The following is a 14,614-nucleotide window of genomic DNA, read 5'->3' on the forward strand; positions in this document are numbered from 1 at the left end:
AGCTACCGAGCCACTAGCGGCCATGCGATTTTCACGGCTCGATGACTGTCTATGCCGAGATCAACCATTTCCGCTGTTGGCTTTCTGTATCGGCAAATGACCGGCGTTGCGAATGACTATCGCGGCGCACGTCTTGGGGTTACATTCGACTAGTAAAAAGGCCGTGCTTCGAGTCGAATTACAGCTGGGGCGATCCCGTGAAACGTCGACGTGATGGTCGACGAGGTTTCATGGCCGAGCGCGAAGTAATGAGATCCGGCCTGCATTGAGGTTTGTTGGCGATTTTTGAGAAACAGCTCGGGGGGCGACCGAAGATGCGTATCGATCACTTTGTCATCAGGCTATGTCTCCTCGCGGCGTTCTTTCTGGCGTTGCCGATCGCGCCGGCCGCCGCACAGATCGGCAACACGGACGTTGTCGGGGGGGCAGGCGGCGCCTCCGACCAGGATCAATGCCCGGATGGCGCGCTGCTTACCGGCATGCACTTTTCGGGCAACAAGGACATCAACACCGTTACACCGATCTGCACGACCTATGTAAACGGCCAGGCCGTCAGCGCGCCGATCGTCTTGCGCAAATGGGGCACTGACTACGAGCCGACCTTTGGGTTTGGCGGAGATCCCGCGAAGACGCCGGCCTGCGCTCCCAATACGGCGGTTGAAGGCATTACCGTCGAGGTGTCGAATGTGAACCTGGTCCACTCGTTTCGCTTCCGCTGCCGCAATCCGCTCCTCCATATCTACAACGATAGTCCCGGGGCATCGCTTGGCCGAGGGGCCAAGAAATATGAAAAATATGTCGGCTGCGGCGGGGGGGCGATCGCGATCGGCATCGTCGTCCATCACGGCGCCCTGATCGACGCACTGGGACTGATCTGCAAGACCTGGATCGTGGCTACGCCGGTCAAGATTTACAAGACGACCGGGAAGCGCAAGACCCCGCCGACGCCTTCGGGGCCGCCCGTGGCGTTGCGCGTGACGGTCGGCGGCGCCTGGAAGATGCAAACGGACGCGGGGGCCCGCACCAACCTCACCTTGTCTCCGCAGGGTCAAGGGCTCAGCCCCTTCGGGCAGGACAGCGAACTGATGGGAATGGCCGGCCAGATCGCTAGTCCCGGCGGGCTGGCCAGCTCGACGACCGGCGGCCTTCAAGGCACGTTTCCTCCTGGCCGCCTGCTGACATTCACCTACTTCAGACCGGACGGAACGACGGGCACCTGCCAGTTGGTATATTCGACGGACGGACAGTCGCTCAAGGGCACCTGTGCGGAGAAGGGGACGAGCTTCAATTGGGACGGAATGCGCGGCTCCTGGTCGGCGCCGTAGCGCAGGATCGGCTCGATCGTTCAGGCCGAGCCGGAGCAGCGCCGATGTAGCGCGTGGTTGTCGACTGCGACCCATATTCGGCCATTCGGCGCTACTCTAGCGCTCCCCAATAACCGACGTTGGTTTAAGCGCTGTATAGCGGCAACAATTGGGCCGTAAGCTGTAAGTCTGCTTTCATGCTAAAACAGCCGCTAAACGGACGTAGGATTTCTGACCGGCTGGCGTCCGTCTCTGACCCAAACCAGTTACTAGCCCAGCGTCGGCTTCGACCCAAGGCCGTTCGGGATGGTCGGAAAGCGGTCCTCGCGCACACGCTCTACTTTGACCAGCGCTTCCTGGAGCGCGGTTTCGAACGGCTATGGCAACTTAATGCCGTCCCATCTGTTACCCTGATGGATAGGACAGCTTCATGGCGAGGAATTACGGCGCGATCCGGGGCCTTGCTCGCTTCGAGGGCTTCACTGACGGGGTGTTTGCGATCGCGCTCACCCTGCTCATCGTCGAAATCAAGCCGCCCGGCGCTCCCGATGGGCCTCACGGCTTTACGAGCCTCGGCCTCGCCATGGCGGAGCAATGGCGCGAGCATCTCGCCTTACTGCTCTGCTACGTCACGATCGGCGCCTTTTGGTTGCAGCACCATTATACGGGCCGGATTTACGCGCGCAGCGATCATGTCTTCGGCCTGATCAACCTCCTGTTCCTCCTGGCGATCGTGGTGATCCCATATCCGATCCGGGTTTGGTGCTATCAACTCGGCACGCCGTTCGAACCGGCGGCTGCGGTCACGCTGACGATCGCGCTGGCAGTCACGGCGGTCGTCTGGATGACGAAATGGTTCTACGGAATGTCGGGCGAGCGAAGGGTGATGGACGATCGTCTCGCGCCCGACTTCCTGAGACAAATGACCCGCCGCTACGGCATCGCGACTCTGATTCTGATTGCAGCGGTGCCGGTGGCTGCAGCCGCGCCGCGGATCGGCGCCGGCCTCTCGATGCTTACGCTCGCCTTGTTCCTCATTCCGCAGCCCAGCCCGCGCTATCGGCCCGGGCAGGAGCCGCGCCGCGAGGAGAAAGAGGCTTCGTAGCTTGAAGGTCCCGGGCCCAGATAAAGCAAAATGCTCAAGGAGAATGCCATGACCATCAAGCAAGAATCCGTATCGCTCGAAGACGCTCAGCGCGTGATCGCCGCCGGTCAGGCTAAGGCGGGCGAGATCGGGTCGCCGAGCAACGTGGCCGTGGTCGACGCGGGCGGCAACCTCGTCTCCCACATCCGCATGGACCACGCGTGGGTGGGCAGCGTCGACATCTCGATCAACAAGGCCTTCACGGCGCGCGCCTTCGACATCGCCACCAAGGACTTGGCCGAGAGCGCTCAGCCGGGCGAGCAGTTCTTTGGCATCCAGGGCTCCAATCAAGGCCGGGTGATGATCTTCGCCGGCGGCATCCCGCTCCACCAAGACGGCCAGGTCGTAGGGGCGGTAGGAGTGAGCGGGGGCAGCGGCGAGCAGGATCAGAGGGTCGCAGAGGCGGCCGCAGCCGCGTTCTGATCATCGCAACAACCCGAACTAGGCAAAGGAGAGATTCAAGATGGCAACGCAGGTCAGCAAAGCGGTTCTAGTACGCCTCGAAGCACTACCCGGCAAGGAGGACGACGTCCGAGCCTTCTTGAACCAGGGGCTGTCGATCGTCGAAGGGGAGCCTAAGACCGTCAGGTGGTTCGCAGTCCAATTCGGACCCTCGTCGTTCGGGATCTTCGACGCCTTTCCCGACGAAGACGGGCGCCAGGCGCACCTGTCGGGCGAAGTCGGGAAGGCGCTCGGTGAAAACACGGGTGTGCTCTTCAAGGAGCCCACGATCGAGCAGCCCGATGTCGTCGCGGAGAAGCAGCCTGCGTAGAGCGGGTGGCGCGCACGGGGCGGTGCAGATCGGCCCAAGGGCTGCCCGAAGCGGAATTTCAAGTGGTAGGCAAGGCCCTCGTCGCCGTTCGGACGAGGGCGTGCCGCAGGCCAGACGGTTAGTTGATTGAAACGTTCGGGGTAGACGAAGCGAATTTCGGAGCGACAACTTGTCGTAAGAGATGGAGAGATAACGAATGAGACTCTCATCGGTGACCGCGTGACACCCGCCGCCGCGCAGCAGGGACCGTCTTCGCCGGGACCGGAGACCATGGAGCGGCGCACATTCGGCTCCGTGCCGCGCGAGGTTCCGGTGATCGGCCAAGGCACCTGGTACATCGACGACGCGCACCGACCTACCGCAGTCGCCGCCCTACGCCGCGGCCTAAATCTCGGCATGACCCACATCGACACCGCCGAGATGTACGGCGACGCCGAGATCGTGGTCGGCGAGGCCATCACCGGGCGACGCGACGAGGTCTTCCTCGTCTCGAAGGTACTCCCCAGCAACGCTTCCCGTAACGGGACCGTCGCCGCCTGCGAGCGCTCGCTCGCGCGCCTCCGGACTGACAGGTTGGACTGCTACCTCCTGCATTGGCCCGGATCATACCCGCTCGCGGAAACCTTCTCCGCCTTCGAGCGGCTCTGCGAACAGGGGAAGATCCTGTCCTGGGGCGTAAGCAACTTTGACGTTCCCGACCTCGATGCCGCTTGGAAAGCTGGCGGCGAGGGCCGGATCGCCTGTAACCAGGTTCTCTACAATCTAGGTGAGCGCGCGATCGAGCATGCCGTGCTGCCCTGGTGTGGTGAGCATGGCGTCGCCGTCGTCGCCTACAGCCCATTCGGCCATGGCGACTTCCCCGACCCGAGCACCCCGGGCGGGCGCGTATTGGAAGAGATCGCGGCGAACCACGGCGCGACCGCGCGCCAGGTGGCGCTCCGCTTCCTGGTGCGGCGGCCGTCGCTGTTCGCGATCCCCAAGGCGTCCAGCGCCGAGCACGCTGCCGACAACGCAGCCGCGAGCGTATTGCGGCTGACGGACGCTGAGCTCACCCGGATCGACGCGGCGTTCCCACTCGGCGCCCAACCGGCACGGCTGCCGATGCTTTAAGGCCCGTGCGCCTCCTTGTGCGGCGCAGGTATAAACGCGATGCCAACTAGCGGCTCGTTTCGGGCGATCAGGGGCTGAGGAGGTTCGCATGCGAGATACCAAGGCTTCCGGCTTCGTCCGCGTTCGCGGCGCGCGTGAGCACAATCTCAAGAATGTCGATGTCGACATACCGCGCGACGCCCTGGTCGTGTTCACCGGCGTGTCGGGATCGGGCAAGTCGTCGCTCGCTTTCTCGACCCTCTATGCCGAGGCTCAGCGGCGCTATCTGGAATCGGTCTCGCCCTATGCGCGCCGCCTGTTCCACCAGATGGAGGTGCCCGAGGTCGATGAGATCGAGGGCCTGCCGCCCGCGGTGGCGCTCCAGCAGCAGCGCGGATCGCCGACCACCCGCTCGTCGGTCGGTAGCGTCACCACCCTCTCCAACCTGCTGCGCATGCTCTATTCGCGCGCCGGCAACTATCCGCCGGGCCAGCCCCTGCTCTATGCGGACAGCTTCTCGCCCAATACGGTCGAGGGCGCCTGCCCGCGCTGCCACGGTCTCGGTCGGATCCACGAAGTCACCGAGGCCTCGATGGTACCCGATCCTTCGAAGACCATTCGAGAGCGCGCCATCGCCGCCTGGCCGATGGCATGGGGCGGCCAGAACCTGCGCGACATCCTGATCAGCCTCGGGATCGATGTCGACGCGCCGTGGCGGAACCTGCCGAAAAAGGTGCGCAACTGGGTTCTGTTTACCGAAGAGCAGCCCCAGGTGCCGGTCTATCCTGGCTGGAGCCATGAGGAGATCCAGCGCGCGCTCCGGCGCAAGATCGAGCCCGCCTATATGGGCACCTTCTCAAGCGCGAAGCGCCATGTAACGCACAGCTATGCGACCACGCAGAGCGCGATGATGAAGAAGCGCGCCGCGCGCTTCATGATCGCCAGCCTCTGCCCACTTTGCGACGGCAAGCGGTTGCGCCGCGAGTCTCTGTCAGTACGCTTCGAGGGCCTCGACTTGGCCGAGATGAGCCGCCTGCCGATCGCGCGCTTCTCGAAGATCTTCGCGCCTTATGCCGAGGCGAAGGCCGGCAAGCTCAAGGCGCTACGCAAGACCCATCCGGAGAAGGCGCTGGTGGTCGAACGCATCGCCGGCGATCTGTGCCGCCGGCTGTCGGTGCTGCTCGACCTCGGCCTCGGCTACCTGACGCTGGAACGCAGCACCCCGACGCTGTCGCCGGGCGAGCTCCAGCGGCTGCGGCTTGCCACCCAGGTCGTCTCGAACCTGTTCGGGGTCGTCTATGTGATGGACGAGCCGTCCGCCGGGCTCCATCCCGCCGACACCGAGGCGCTACTGCGGGCACTCGATGGCCTGAAGGCAGTCGGCAATTCGCTGTTCGTCGTCGAGCATGAGATGGATGTCGTGCGCCGCGCCGACTGGATCGTCGACGTCGGCCCCGCCGCCGGCGAGCATGGCGGTGAAATCCTCTACAGCGGCCCGATCGAGGGCCTGCGCGAGATTGCCGCATCGGAGACGCGGCGGCACCTGTTCGACGAAAGCGGCGGGATGCCGAGCCGAATGCGCGAGCCCGCGAGCTGGCTGCGGCTTGAGGGAGTCTCGCGCAACAATCTGAAGCAGGTCGATTGCGCGATTCCGCTCGGCGTGATGACCACTGTCACGGGAATCTCCGGTTCGGGGAAATCGAGCCTGGTCAGCCAGGCGCTGGTCGAACTGGTCGCGGACGCGCTCGGAGCCCCGGTCGCTGAGGAGGAAAGCGATGCCGAAGCCGCGCTCGAGGACCGCCCGGCGGGCGCGACCGAGGGCCGCATCGTCGGCGGCCTCGAAGGCATCAGGCGGCTGATCGAGGTCGACCAGAAGCCGATCGGCCGAACCCCGCGCTCCAACCTCGCCACCTATACCGGCCTGTTCGACCATGTCCGCGCGCTGTTCGCGGCGACCCCCGAGGCTCGCAAGCGCCGCTACGACGCCGGTCGCTTCTCGTTCAACGTCGCCAAGGGCCGCTGCCCGCGCTGCGAGGGCGAAGGCTTCGTCATGGTTGAGTTGCTCTTCCTGCCGAGCGTCTACGCCCCTTGCCCCACTTGTCACGGCACCCGCTACAATCCCGAGACGCTCGAGATCCGCTATCGCGGCAAGACCATCGCCGAGGTGCTTGCGCTGACGGTCGAAGGGGCCTGGGTGTTCTTCGACGACGCGCCCAACGTCTGCCGGTCCTTGAAGGTGCTCCGCGAGGTCGGGCTAAATTATATCCGCCTCGGCCAACCCGCGACCGAGTTTTCGGGCGGCGAGGCGCAAAGGGTCAAGCTCGCCACCGAGTTGCAGCGCGCACAGCGCGGCGGCGCGCTATATGTGCTGGACGAGCCGACCACCGGGCTCCACCCAACCGACGTTGAACGCCTGCTCGGCCAGCTCAATGCGCTGGTCGATGCCGGCAATAGCGTGGTCCTGGTCGATCACGACATGAAGGTGGCCGCGGCGAGCGACTGGGTGATCGACATCGGCCCGGGAGCCGGCGACGAGGGCGGTCGGATCGTCGCGAGCGGGCAACCGGCAAAAGTGGCATCTTCCAAGGCCAGCCGCACCGCACCCTTTCTTCTTCGAGCGCTGGGACGAGAGGTCGTCGCGAACGCCGCGTGAGCGTCCACGACGACTGGCGATATTTGGTCGCTTCGGCTGGCAGGTGAACAACCTGCGATGCTCCTGTCGCCCACTTTCCACCCAAACCCGTTCAGCGCCTGCTGGATCAGTGGCAGCTTTCAGGATCGAACAAACCGGCTCCAAACGGCCGCTATTGGTGCGTGAAGCGGCCCGTCGACATACCCGAGCTGGCGCCACATGAATTGCTCGCGCGATCATTGATGGTATCAACAAGCCGGGAACGGGGGAGATAGCGGATGGCGACTTTTGTCCTGGTGCATGGCGCCTGGCACGGCAGTTGGTGCTGGGCGCGGGTAAGGCAGGGGCTCCTCGATCAGGGACATCGGGTGTTTACACCGACGCTCACTGGCGTGGCAGAGCTAAGCCACGCGCTGTCCCCCGACATCGACCTTCAGCGCCACGTCGACGATGTCACTAACCTGATCCGTTGGGAGGAGCTCGATTCCGTTATCCTGTGCGGCCACTCCTATGGGGGTTGCGTGATCAGCGGCGTCGCGGACATGGTGCCCGAACGGATCGCTGCCTTGATCTATCTGGACGCCTTCCTGCTGGAAGATGGCGAATGCCTCCATGACCTTCTTCCCGCCGAGCACCGGGAGCTGCAAGTCAGCCTCGCGAATGACCATGGCGAAGGTTGGCGCGTGCCGCCGATCCCGGCGGAGATATTCAACGTCAATGCGGTGGACCGCGACTGGGTGGACCGGCAGTGCACGCCACAGCCCCTGGCGACCTTCCAACAGCCGCTCCGGCTGCGCGGCGGTTCCTCGCAAGTCGCGCGGAACCACTTCATCTATGCGTCGGATTGGGAGGGTACACCGTTCACCGCCTGTTATGACCGCGCAAAGGCGCGCGGCTGGACGACGGGCGTGATCGCGTGCGGCCACGACGTCATGCTCGACCGCCCCGAAGCCCTCACGGCGGAGCTGATCGGAGTGGCGACCGTCCCCGCTTGACCGTCATGGCCGACATCACGCCGCTTGGAGCGACAGCCGCGCCCGCCAGAGATGGGCTGGCATTGGACCCATGGCCCCGTCCCGATGAGGACCAGACAGCAATCTGACGAAGAGCGGAATGTCCGCTTCCAGAAAGGCTGCAAACAGCCCCACACGTCAGCAGCTAGGGGCGCAAAGCCGTCGACCCCGGTTGCTCTCCGCGTGGATATGAGCGATCCCTTGCGGTGGCGGAGGCAAGGCCAATGGGCGACAACCAAATACGGTTCGAGGATGGTGCGGCCTATGAGCGCATGATGGGCGTGTGGAGTCGCCTGGTCGGTGAGGAATTCATCGATTGGCTGGCGCCCGCCACCGGCCTGCGCTGGATAGACGTCGGTTGCGGCAACGGTGCCTTCACCGAGTTGCTGGTCGAGCGTTGCGCGCCATCAGAGATTGTCGGCGTCGATCCCTCGGAAGGGCAGCTCGTTTTCGCGCGCTCTCGCCATCAGGCCGGCATCGCCAAGTTCCTGCAGGGCGACGCTACCGCATTGCCGTTTGACGACCACCGCTTCGATGCCTCGGTGATGGCGCTGGTCATCTTCTTCGTGCCCGAGCCGGCAAAGGGCCTGGCCGAGATGGTGCGGGTAGTGAGACCCGGCGGCACGATTTCGGCCTATGTCTGGGATCTGCTCGAGCCAGGCGGATTTCCGATGGCTCCGCTTCAGGAAGAGATGCGCGCGTCGGGCATCCAGCCTTTGCTGCCGCCAAGCGCCGAAGTGTCGCGCATGGACGCGCATCGCGCGCTCTGGCTCGATGCCGGCCTGACCGATGTCGCGACGCGCGAGATCACGGTATCCCGCACATTCGAGGACTTTGACGACTTCTGGGGCTCGGTCGAGATCGCTATCGGTATGGCCTCGGGCACCCGCGACATGAGCGATAGCGACAAAGCGGAGCTGAAGACCCGTATGCGCGCCCGGGTGCGATCGGACAGCTCGGGTCGCATTACATATTCTTCGCGGGCAAACGCCGTGACGGGCCGCGCACCAGTCTGAGGGGATAGGGGTGGGCAGGTACCGCGTAGGCCTGCATAACAGGCGGCCTGCGCGTCCACCGTCGAAGGGCTCGCTAAGCAGCCCTCCTCGGACTAATCCTCCCGCACCGCCGTCATCGTCGGCCAGGCACGCGCACCCGCGTTGATGTTGACCGAGCGGTCCATTGTCAGTCGGTCGCTCTCGACGGTGAACACGAACGTGTCGCGGAACGCCGATTCGAGGAAGTGGACGACCAACTCGATCCGATTGTCGGCAGTCCAGCGCAGGCCTGCCGCGGCCGGCATGCCGTCCATGCGATAGCCGTGATGGAGGTCGGCACCGGGCAAATAGGTCGGGGCGACCGCCCAGCCATCGCGCGCGGCGATCAGGCGATGCTCGCCTTCGCCGTCGCTCAGTGTGACATGCGCTTCGTCCTGGCCGAAGTCGAACGCCAGTCCGGTCAAGCCCTTGTCATTCGGCGCCATCGTCCAGCGGCCGGCGAAAACGGCAGGGTCGGCCGGGGCGGTCGAGACGAACGAGGGGCGGGCGCTCCACCCCGCCAGGCGCTCCGCCAGCGCGGCATCGGCGGTGGCATCGGTGCCGTTCGTGAAGGCGGCGGGAAAGTGGCGGTCGAGGTGCGGCGTCACGACCTTGCTCTCGTCCATCGCGGCGTTGAAGGCGAGGACGGCGTTCGATCCCGGAAACACCCGCACCATTTGCACGAACACGCCGAGCATGGCGAAATGACCGTCGCCGACTACCCAGTGATAGCCATATTGGTCGCCCGGCTCGCCGGCATGGATGCGTGTCGCCTCGGCAACCCAGCGCTCGGACAGGATGCGCTGACCCTGCCACAGGCCGCGCTGCGCATGGAGGATGCCGAGCTTCAGCCCATCGGCGGTGGTGAAGCTGATCCCGTTGCCGCCAGGGTTGATGCCGTCGGGCCCGATATCCCAGCGGATATTGGTGATCCCCAACGGATCGAACAGCCGCGGTTTGAGGAAATCGTGGATCGTCTGTCCGGTCACCCGCGTGACGATCGCCGACAGCATATAGCTCGCCGCGCTCGAATAGACATAAATCGTGCCCGGCTCGTGATCGAACGGGATGCGGAAGAATTCGGCGATCCAGCTGGTGGCGATGCCGCGCCAGATCGATCCCGACACTTCGGTGCCCTGGCCCGAGCGCATCGTCAGCAGATCCTCGACCGTCATTCGCGACGCGCGGCTGTCCGGATCGATCGCGACCTCGGGAAAGAGCGGCGCGACTTTCTGATCGAGCGTCAGCCGGCCGGCATCGACCAGCATGCCGATCGCGCAGGCAGTCACGCTTTTAGTCATCGAATGCGTCATCCGCAGCCGGTCGCCGCTATACGGCCAATGCCAGCCCTCGGCGACGACCACGCCGTCGCGCCACAGCATCAGATTGTGAAGTTCGAGTCCGGCCGCTTCGACGTCGTCGATGAACCCCAGGATTTCGCGCGAATCGACCCGCGCGCTCGACGGCGAACCGCGCCGCAGGCCGTCCAGAGAAGGGGATACGACAGACGGTGGAGAAGAGGCCACGAAGGGGTCCGGAATAGGGGCTGAAAGGTTCCGAACGGTACCTACCGACCCACTCGGCGTCAATGATTTTGTATTATTCTTGTCAATAGTCCAAAATCTGCCTATCGGTCGCCACACGGGCTCGGGAGCTGTTTCCCGCTTTCCGACTCTCTGTCTTTTGGGTGCGGCGTGATCCGAAAACCGACCTATCTGAAATTGCACCGCTGGCTGGGCCTGACGGTCGGACTGTTCCTGATGATCCAGGGACTGACTGGCGCGATCATGGCGTTCCGCGATGCGCTCGAGCCGGTCGTGGTGCCGTCGCTGATCGTAGCGGAGCGTCCGGTACGGTTGCCCGTGCAGGGCCTGCTCGACGCTTTCCACCGCGCGCATCCCGATGCCGATCTGACGCGCGTTGAATTTCCGGACGCTGCCAATCAGGCGGTGATCGTCAAATCGACCATCAAGAAGGCGCGCTGGCTGACGGCGATCGATCCGTTCGACGGCCATGTCGTCCATGACGGCACCGCCACCGCCTGGCCGCTCGAATTCATCTTCAACATCCACGAGCAATTGCTGTCGGGGCCGGTCGGGGAGACGCTAATCGGAATTGAGGGCTTCTCGCTGCTGTTCCTGACGATCCTGGGCTTTTCCTATTGGTGGCCTGGCCGGAAACGGCTGAAGCAGGGATTCCGCGTCAAGCTCGACGGCAGCAATGATCTGCGCTGGCGGACCTTGCACCGCGCGGTCGGTGGTGGGGTCGCAGTGATCCTGCTGATGTCGGCGACCACCGGCGTACTGATGGTGTGGAAGGAACAGGTTCGTGGCGCGATGAATGTCGTCGCGAAGACCGAGAGTCGTCCATCGCCCAAGGTCGCCAAGAGCGATGGCGCGACGATGGTGCCGGTCGATCCGCTGATCGCGCGGGCCAAGGCGGTCTATGGCGACACGCCGCTTCGCCAATTGCGCTTTTCGAGCGGCGGCCGCGTCGTCGCAGTGTTCCTGAGCAGCAATCATACGATCCGCGCCGACGGCACCAACCAAATCTATTTCAACCGCTATGACGGCCGCGAGCTCGCCCATTACATCGCGGGCAGGCAGTCGGGCGGGGCCGAGTTCCTCGACTGGGTCTACACCGTGCACACCGGATTGTGGGGCGGAGCGGTGACGCAGGCGATCATGCTGCTTACCGGCCTCACTTTGTTCGGCATGGCGCTCAGCGGATTGTGGCTGTGGCTCACGCGCACGCGGCGCGAGCGGGCGCGCAAAGCCGCGCGCGCCAAGGATCAACGGGAGAAAGTTGCGATGAAGGTTGTCGGCCAATGACGCGGTTGCTGGTGTTGCCCGGCGACGGGATCGGGCCCGAGATCACTGCCGCGACGATCGCGGTCGTGCGCGCGGCGACGAGCGGCGGCGTGACCTTCGACGAGATGGCGATCGGCGAGGCGAGCCTGGCGGCAGCGGGCTCGACCCTGCCAGAGGCGGTGATGACGGCAGTGCCGCAAGCCGATGGCGTGATCCTGGGGCCGGTGTCGCACTACACCTATCCCGCCGGCCAGCCCAATCCGTCGGCGGCGTTGCGCACTGGATTCCAGCTTTACGCCAATGTCCGGCCCTGCCGGTCGCGCGAGGGGCTCAGCATCCTGCGCCAGCCGATGGATCTGGTCATCGTGCGCGAGAATACCGAGGGCTTCTACGCCGACCGCAGCATGTATGCCGGCCCCGGCGAGTTTATGCCCGACGCCGACAGCGCTTTCTCGATCCGCAAGATCACCGCCTTGGCCTCGCGCCGGGTGGCGCGCGCGGCGTGCGAGATCGCGGCGGCGCGGAGCGGCAAGCTGACCGTGGTGCACAAGGCGAATGTGCTCAAGCTGACCGATGGCCTGTTTCTGCGTGAAGTACGCGCGGTCGCCGCCGACTTTCCGACGGTGACGCTCGACGAAGTGATCGTCGATGCCGCCGCGGCTTTGCTGGTGCGCGATCCGGCGCGGTTCGACGTCATCGTTACCACCAACATGTTCGGCGACATCCTGTCCGACGAAGCGTCGGAATTGAGCGGCAGCCTGGGTCTCGGCGGCTCGATCAATGCCGGTGACGATATCTGCGTCGCGCAGGCGCAGCACGGTTCCGCGCCCGACATTGCCGGAAAGGGCGTCGCCAACCCCAGCTCGCTGATCCTGTCGGCGGCAATGCTGCTCGACTGGCTCGGGCGGCGAAAATCGGACGCGGCGCTGGCAGACGCCGCGGCGAGGATCGAGCGGGCGGTCGATCGCGTGCTTGACGACCCGCAGTCCAGGACGCGCGATGTCGGAGGGGCGCTCGGCACCGAGGCCTTTGCCCAGGCAGTGGTCGCCGCGCTGTGATCGTGACAATCAACCCAGCGACCGGCGCGACGATCGGCGAATACGAGCTCCACGACGACAGGGCGGTCGACCATGCGCTCGATCGCGCTGTTGCCGCGCAGCGCGCCTGGCGTTGGACAGCGCATAGCGAACGTCGCGACTTACTGAAGCGGATGGCGGAAGGCTTCCGTCGCGAGCGCGATGCGTTGGCCGCTTTGGTCACCGAGGAAATGGGCAAGCCGATTGCAGAGGCGCGCGCCGAGGTCGAGAAATGCGCGCTCAATTGCGATTTCTATGCCGATGCCGCCGCCGGGATGCTCGCGGATGCGCCAGTCGCCGGCGCGCCGGGGGCCTTCGTCGCTTATGAGCCGCTTGGCGTGGTGCTGGCGATCATGCCGTGGAATTATCCGATCTGGCAGGTCGTGCGCTTCCTCGCGCCCGCCTTCGCCGCGGGCAACGGCGCGATCCTCAAGCACGCCGCGAACGTTCCGCAATGCGCGATGGCGATCGAGCGGATCGTCGCCGAAGCCGGCGCGCCTGACGGCCTGTTCGCTAGTTTGCGCGTCGAGCCCGAGACGGTCGGCCGGCTGATCGCCGATCGGCGCATCGCTGCGGTGACGCTGACCGGATCGACCCAGGTCGGGATGATCGTCGCGGGGCAGGCGGGCAATGCGCTCAAGAAGCAGGTGCTCGAACTCGGTGGGTCGGACCCGTTCATCGTGCTCGCCGATGCCGATATCGAGCGCGCCGCGGCGATGGCGGTCACGGCGCGTTTCACCAATGCTGGACAGAGTTGCGTCAACGCCAAGCGCTTCATCGTCGACGCGAGCGTCGCCGACGACTTTGTCGAGGCCTTCGCGGCCAAAGCGAGCGCGCTCGTGCTGGGCGATCCGGCCGCCGACGGCACCACGATCGGGCCGCTGGCACGCGCCAATCTGCGCGCGGCGATCGCCGATCAGGTCGAGCGCAGCGTCGCTGCAGGTGCGCACCCGGTAATCGGTGGCGCGTCGGGGAAGGGCGCTGGGTTCTTCTACCAGCCGACTATCCTCGACCATGTCGTGCCGGGCATGGCCGCGTTCGACGAAGAGACGTTCGGCCCCGCCGCCGCGATCATCCGCGCGCGCGATACCGAGGAAGCGGTGGCGCTCGCCAACCGCACTGTCTTCGGGCTCGGTGCTTCGATCTGGACGCGCGATACGCAGCGCGGGCTCGATCTCGCGCGGCGGATCGATGCCGGCGCCGTGTTCGTCAACGCCATGGTCGCCTCCGACCCGCGCGTGCCGTTCGGCGGGATCAAGGCCTCGGGCTATGGCCGCGAGCTCGGCGACCTGGGCCTGCGCGAATTCACCAACGCCAAGACTATCCGGAGCGCCGCATGACCCCGATCGTCCTCACGCCCGCGGGTTTGCCGGTCAAGGATCGCGGTGGCGGTATCGTCACCACGCCGCTGGTCACCGCCGGCCGCGGATCGCGCGCGATGCTGACGGGCATCACCCGGATCGCGCCGGGCGCGGCGGTGCCGCTTCACACGCATAATTGCGAGGAATGCGTGGTGGTGCTGTCGGGAAATGGGGTCGCGCATATCGACGGCGCCGATCATCCGGTGGCACCCAACGACACCAGCTGGATTCCGGCGGAAATCCCGCATTGCTTCCGCAACACGTCGGATAGCGAGGAAATGGCGATCTTCTGGACCTACGCCTCGATCGACGCGACCCGGACGATCGTCGCGACCGGGGTCACGACGCGGATCGACGAGGAACGGTAGGGGGCTGCTTA

The 14,614-nt window shown here is 65.2% G+C and carries 13 protein-coding genes; 12 read left to right on the forward strand and 1 reads right to left on the reverse strand.

The window, feature by feature from the left end; all coding sequences use genetic code 11:
• Positions 1-314: 314 nt before the first annotated feature.
• The 8 genes from SAS01S_RS19155 (at position 315) to SAS01S_RS19190 (ending at position 8,970) form a co-directional block, all read left to right on the forward strand.
• Entirely contained in the window at positions 315-1,325 is a 1,011-nt protein-coding gene (locus SAS01S_RS19155) for a hypothetical protein (protein WP_066812478.1), read from the forward strand.
• A 409-nt stretch (positions 1,326-1,734) separates the two neighbouring features.
• Positions 1,735-2,409 carry a TMEM175 family protein gene (locus SAS01S_RS19160; protein WP_066812479.1) on the forward strand — a complete coding sequence of 225 codons (675 nt, stop codon included), beginning with the start codon at positions 1,735-1,737 and terminating at the stop codon, positions 2,407-2,409.
• A gap of 48 nt (positions 2,410-2,457) precedes the next feature.
• Positions 2,458-2,871 carry a GlcG/HbpS family heme-binding protein gene (locus tag SAS01S_RS19165; protein ID WP_066812490.1) on the forward strand — a complete coding sequence of 138 codons (414 nt, stop codon included), beginning with the start codon at positions 2,458-2,460 and terminating at the stop codon, positions 2,869-2,871.
• A 40-nt stretch (positions 2,872-2,911) separates the two neighbouring features.
• Positions 2,912-3,220 carry a putative quinol monooxygenase gene (locus tag SAS01S_RS19170; RefSeq protein ID WP_066812480.1) on the forward strand — a complete coding sequence of 103 codons (309 nt, stop codon included), beginning with the start codon at positions 2,912-2,914 and terminating at the stop codon, positions 3,218-3,220.
• A 270-nt stretch (positions 3,221-3,490) separates the two neighbouring features.
• On the forward strand, positions 3,491-4,330 hold the full coding sequence (locus SAS01S_RS19175; RefSeq protein ID WP_066812481.1) for an aldo/keto reductase: 840 nt from the start codon (positions 3,491-3,493) through the stop codon (positions 4,328-4,330).
• Between the two features lie 88 nt (positions 4,331-4,418).
• A complete protein-coding gene (locus SAS01S_RS19180; RefSeq protein ID WP_066812482.1) occupies positions 4,419-6,962 on the forward strand; it encodes an excinuclease ABC subunit UvrA in 2,544 nt (847 codons plus the stop codon).
• A gap of 257 nt (positions 6,963-7,219) precedes the next feature.
• Positions 7,220-7,936 carry an alpha/beta hydrolase gene (locus SAS01S_RS19185; protein ID WP_066812483.1) on the forward strand — a complete coding sequence of 239 codons (717 nt, stop codon included), beginning with the start codon at positions 7,220-7,222 and terminating at the stop codon, positions 7,934-7,936.
• 242 nt (positions 7,937-8,178) lie between these two features.
• Positions 8,179-8,970, forward strand: coding sequence for a class I SAM-dependent methyltransferase (locus SAS01S_RS19190; protein WP_066812484.1), 792 nt, complete (start codon positions 8,179-8,181; stop codon positions 8,968-8,970).
• A gap of 92 nt (positions 8,971-9,062) precedes the next feature.
• Here the strand turns inward: SAS01S_RS19190 and SAS01S_RS19195 are convergent, their stop codons facing one another.
• Positions 9,063-10,514, reverse strand: a complete 1,452-nt coding sequence (locus tag SAS01S_RS19195) for a serine hydrolase domain-containing protein (RefSeq protein ID WP_084239227.1) — start codon at positions 10,512-10,514, stop codon at positions 9,063-9,065.
• 168 nt (positions 10,515-10,682) lie between these two features.
• Between SAS01S_RS19195 and SAS01S_RS19200 the strand changes: the two genes are divergently transcribed.
• The 4 genes from SAS01S_RS19200 to SAS01S_RS19215 are packed head-to-tail and all read left to right on the forward strand — an operon-like array spanning position 10,683 to position 14,603.
• Entirely contained in the window at positions 10,683-11,819 is a 1,137-nt protein-coding gene (locus SAS01S_RS19200) for a PepSY-associated TM helix domain-containing protein (protein WP_066812486.1), read from the forward strand.
• Positions 11,816-12,856 (forward strand): isocitrate/isopropylmalate dehydrogenase family protein, encoded by a 1,041-nt coding sequence (locus SAS01S_RS19205; RefSeq protein ID WP_066812487.1) that lies wholly within the window; start codon positions 11,816-11,818, stop codon positions 12,854-12,856. The genes SAS01S_RS19200 and SAS01S_RS19205 overlap by 4 nt, the downstream gene beginning before the upstream one ends.
• A 2-nt stretch (positions 12,857-12,858) precedes the next feature.
• Complete coding sequence (locus tag SAS01S_RS19210) at positions 12,859-14,214, forward strand: NAD-dependent succinate-semialdehyde dehydrogenase (RefSeq protein ID WP_245657011.1); 1,356 nt, start codon at positions 12,859-12,861, stop codon at positions 14,212-14,214.
• On the forward strand, positions 14,211-14,603 hold the full coding sequence (locus tag SAS01S_RS19215) for a cupin domain-containing protein (RefSeq protein WP_066812489.1): 393 nt from the start codon (positions 14,211-14,213) through the stop codon (positions 14,601-14,603). The genes SAS01S_RS19210 and SAS01S_RS19215 overlap by 4 nt, the downstream gene beginning before the upstream one ends.
• Positions 14,604-14,614: the final 11 nt, after the last annotated feature.

It is taken from the genome of Sphingomonas asaccharolytica NBRC 15499, assembly GCF_001598355.1.
In the GTDB taxonomy this organism is placed as follows: Bacteria; Pseudomonadota; Alphaproteobacteria; order Sphingomonadales; family Sphingomonadaceae; genus Sphingomonas; species Sphingomonas asaccharolytica.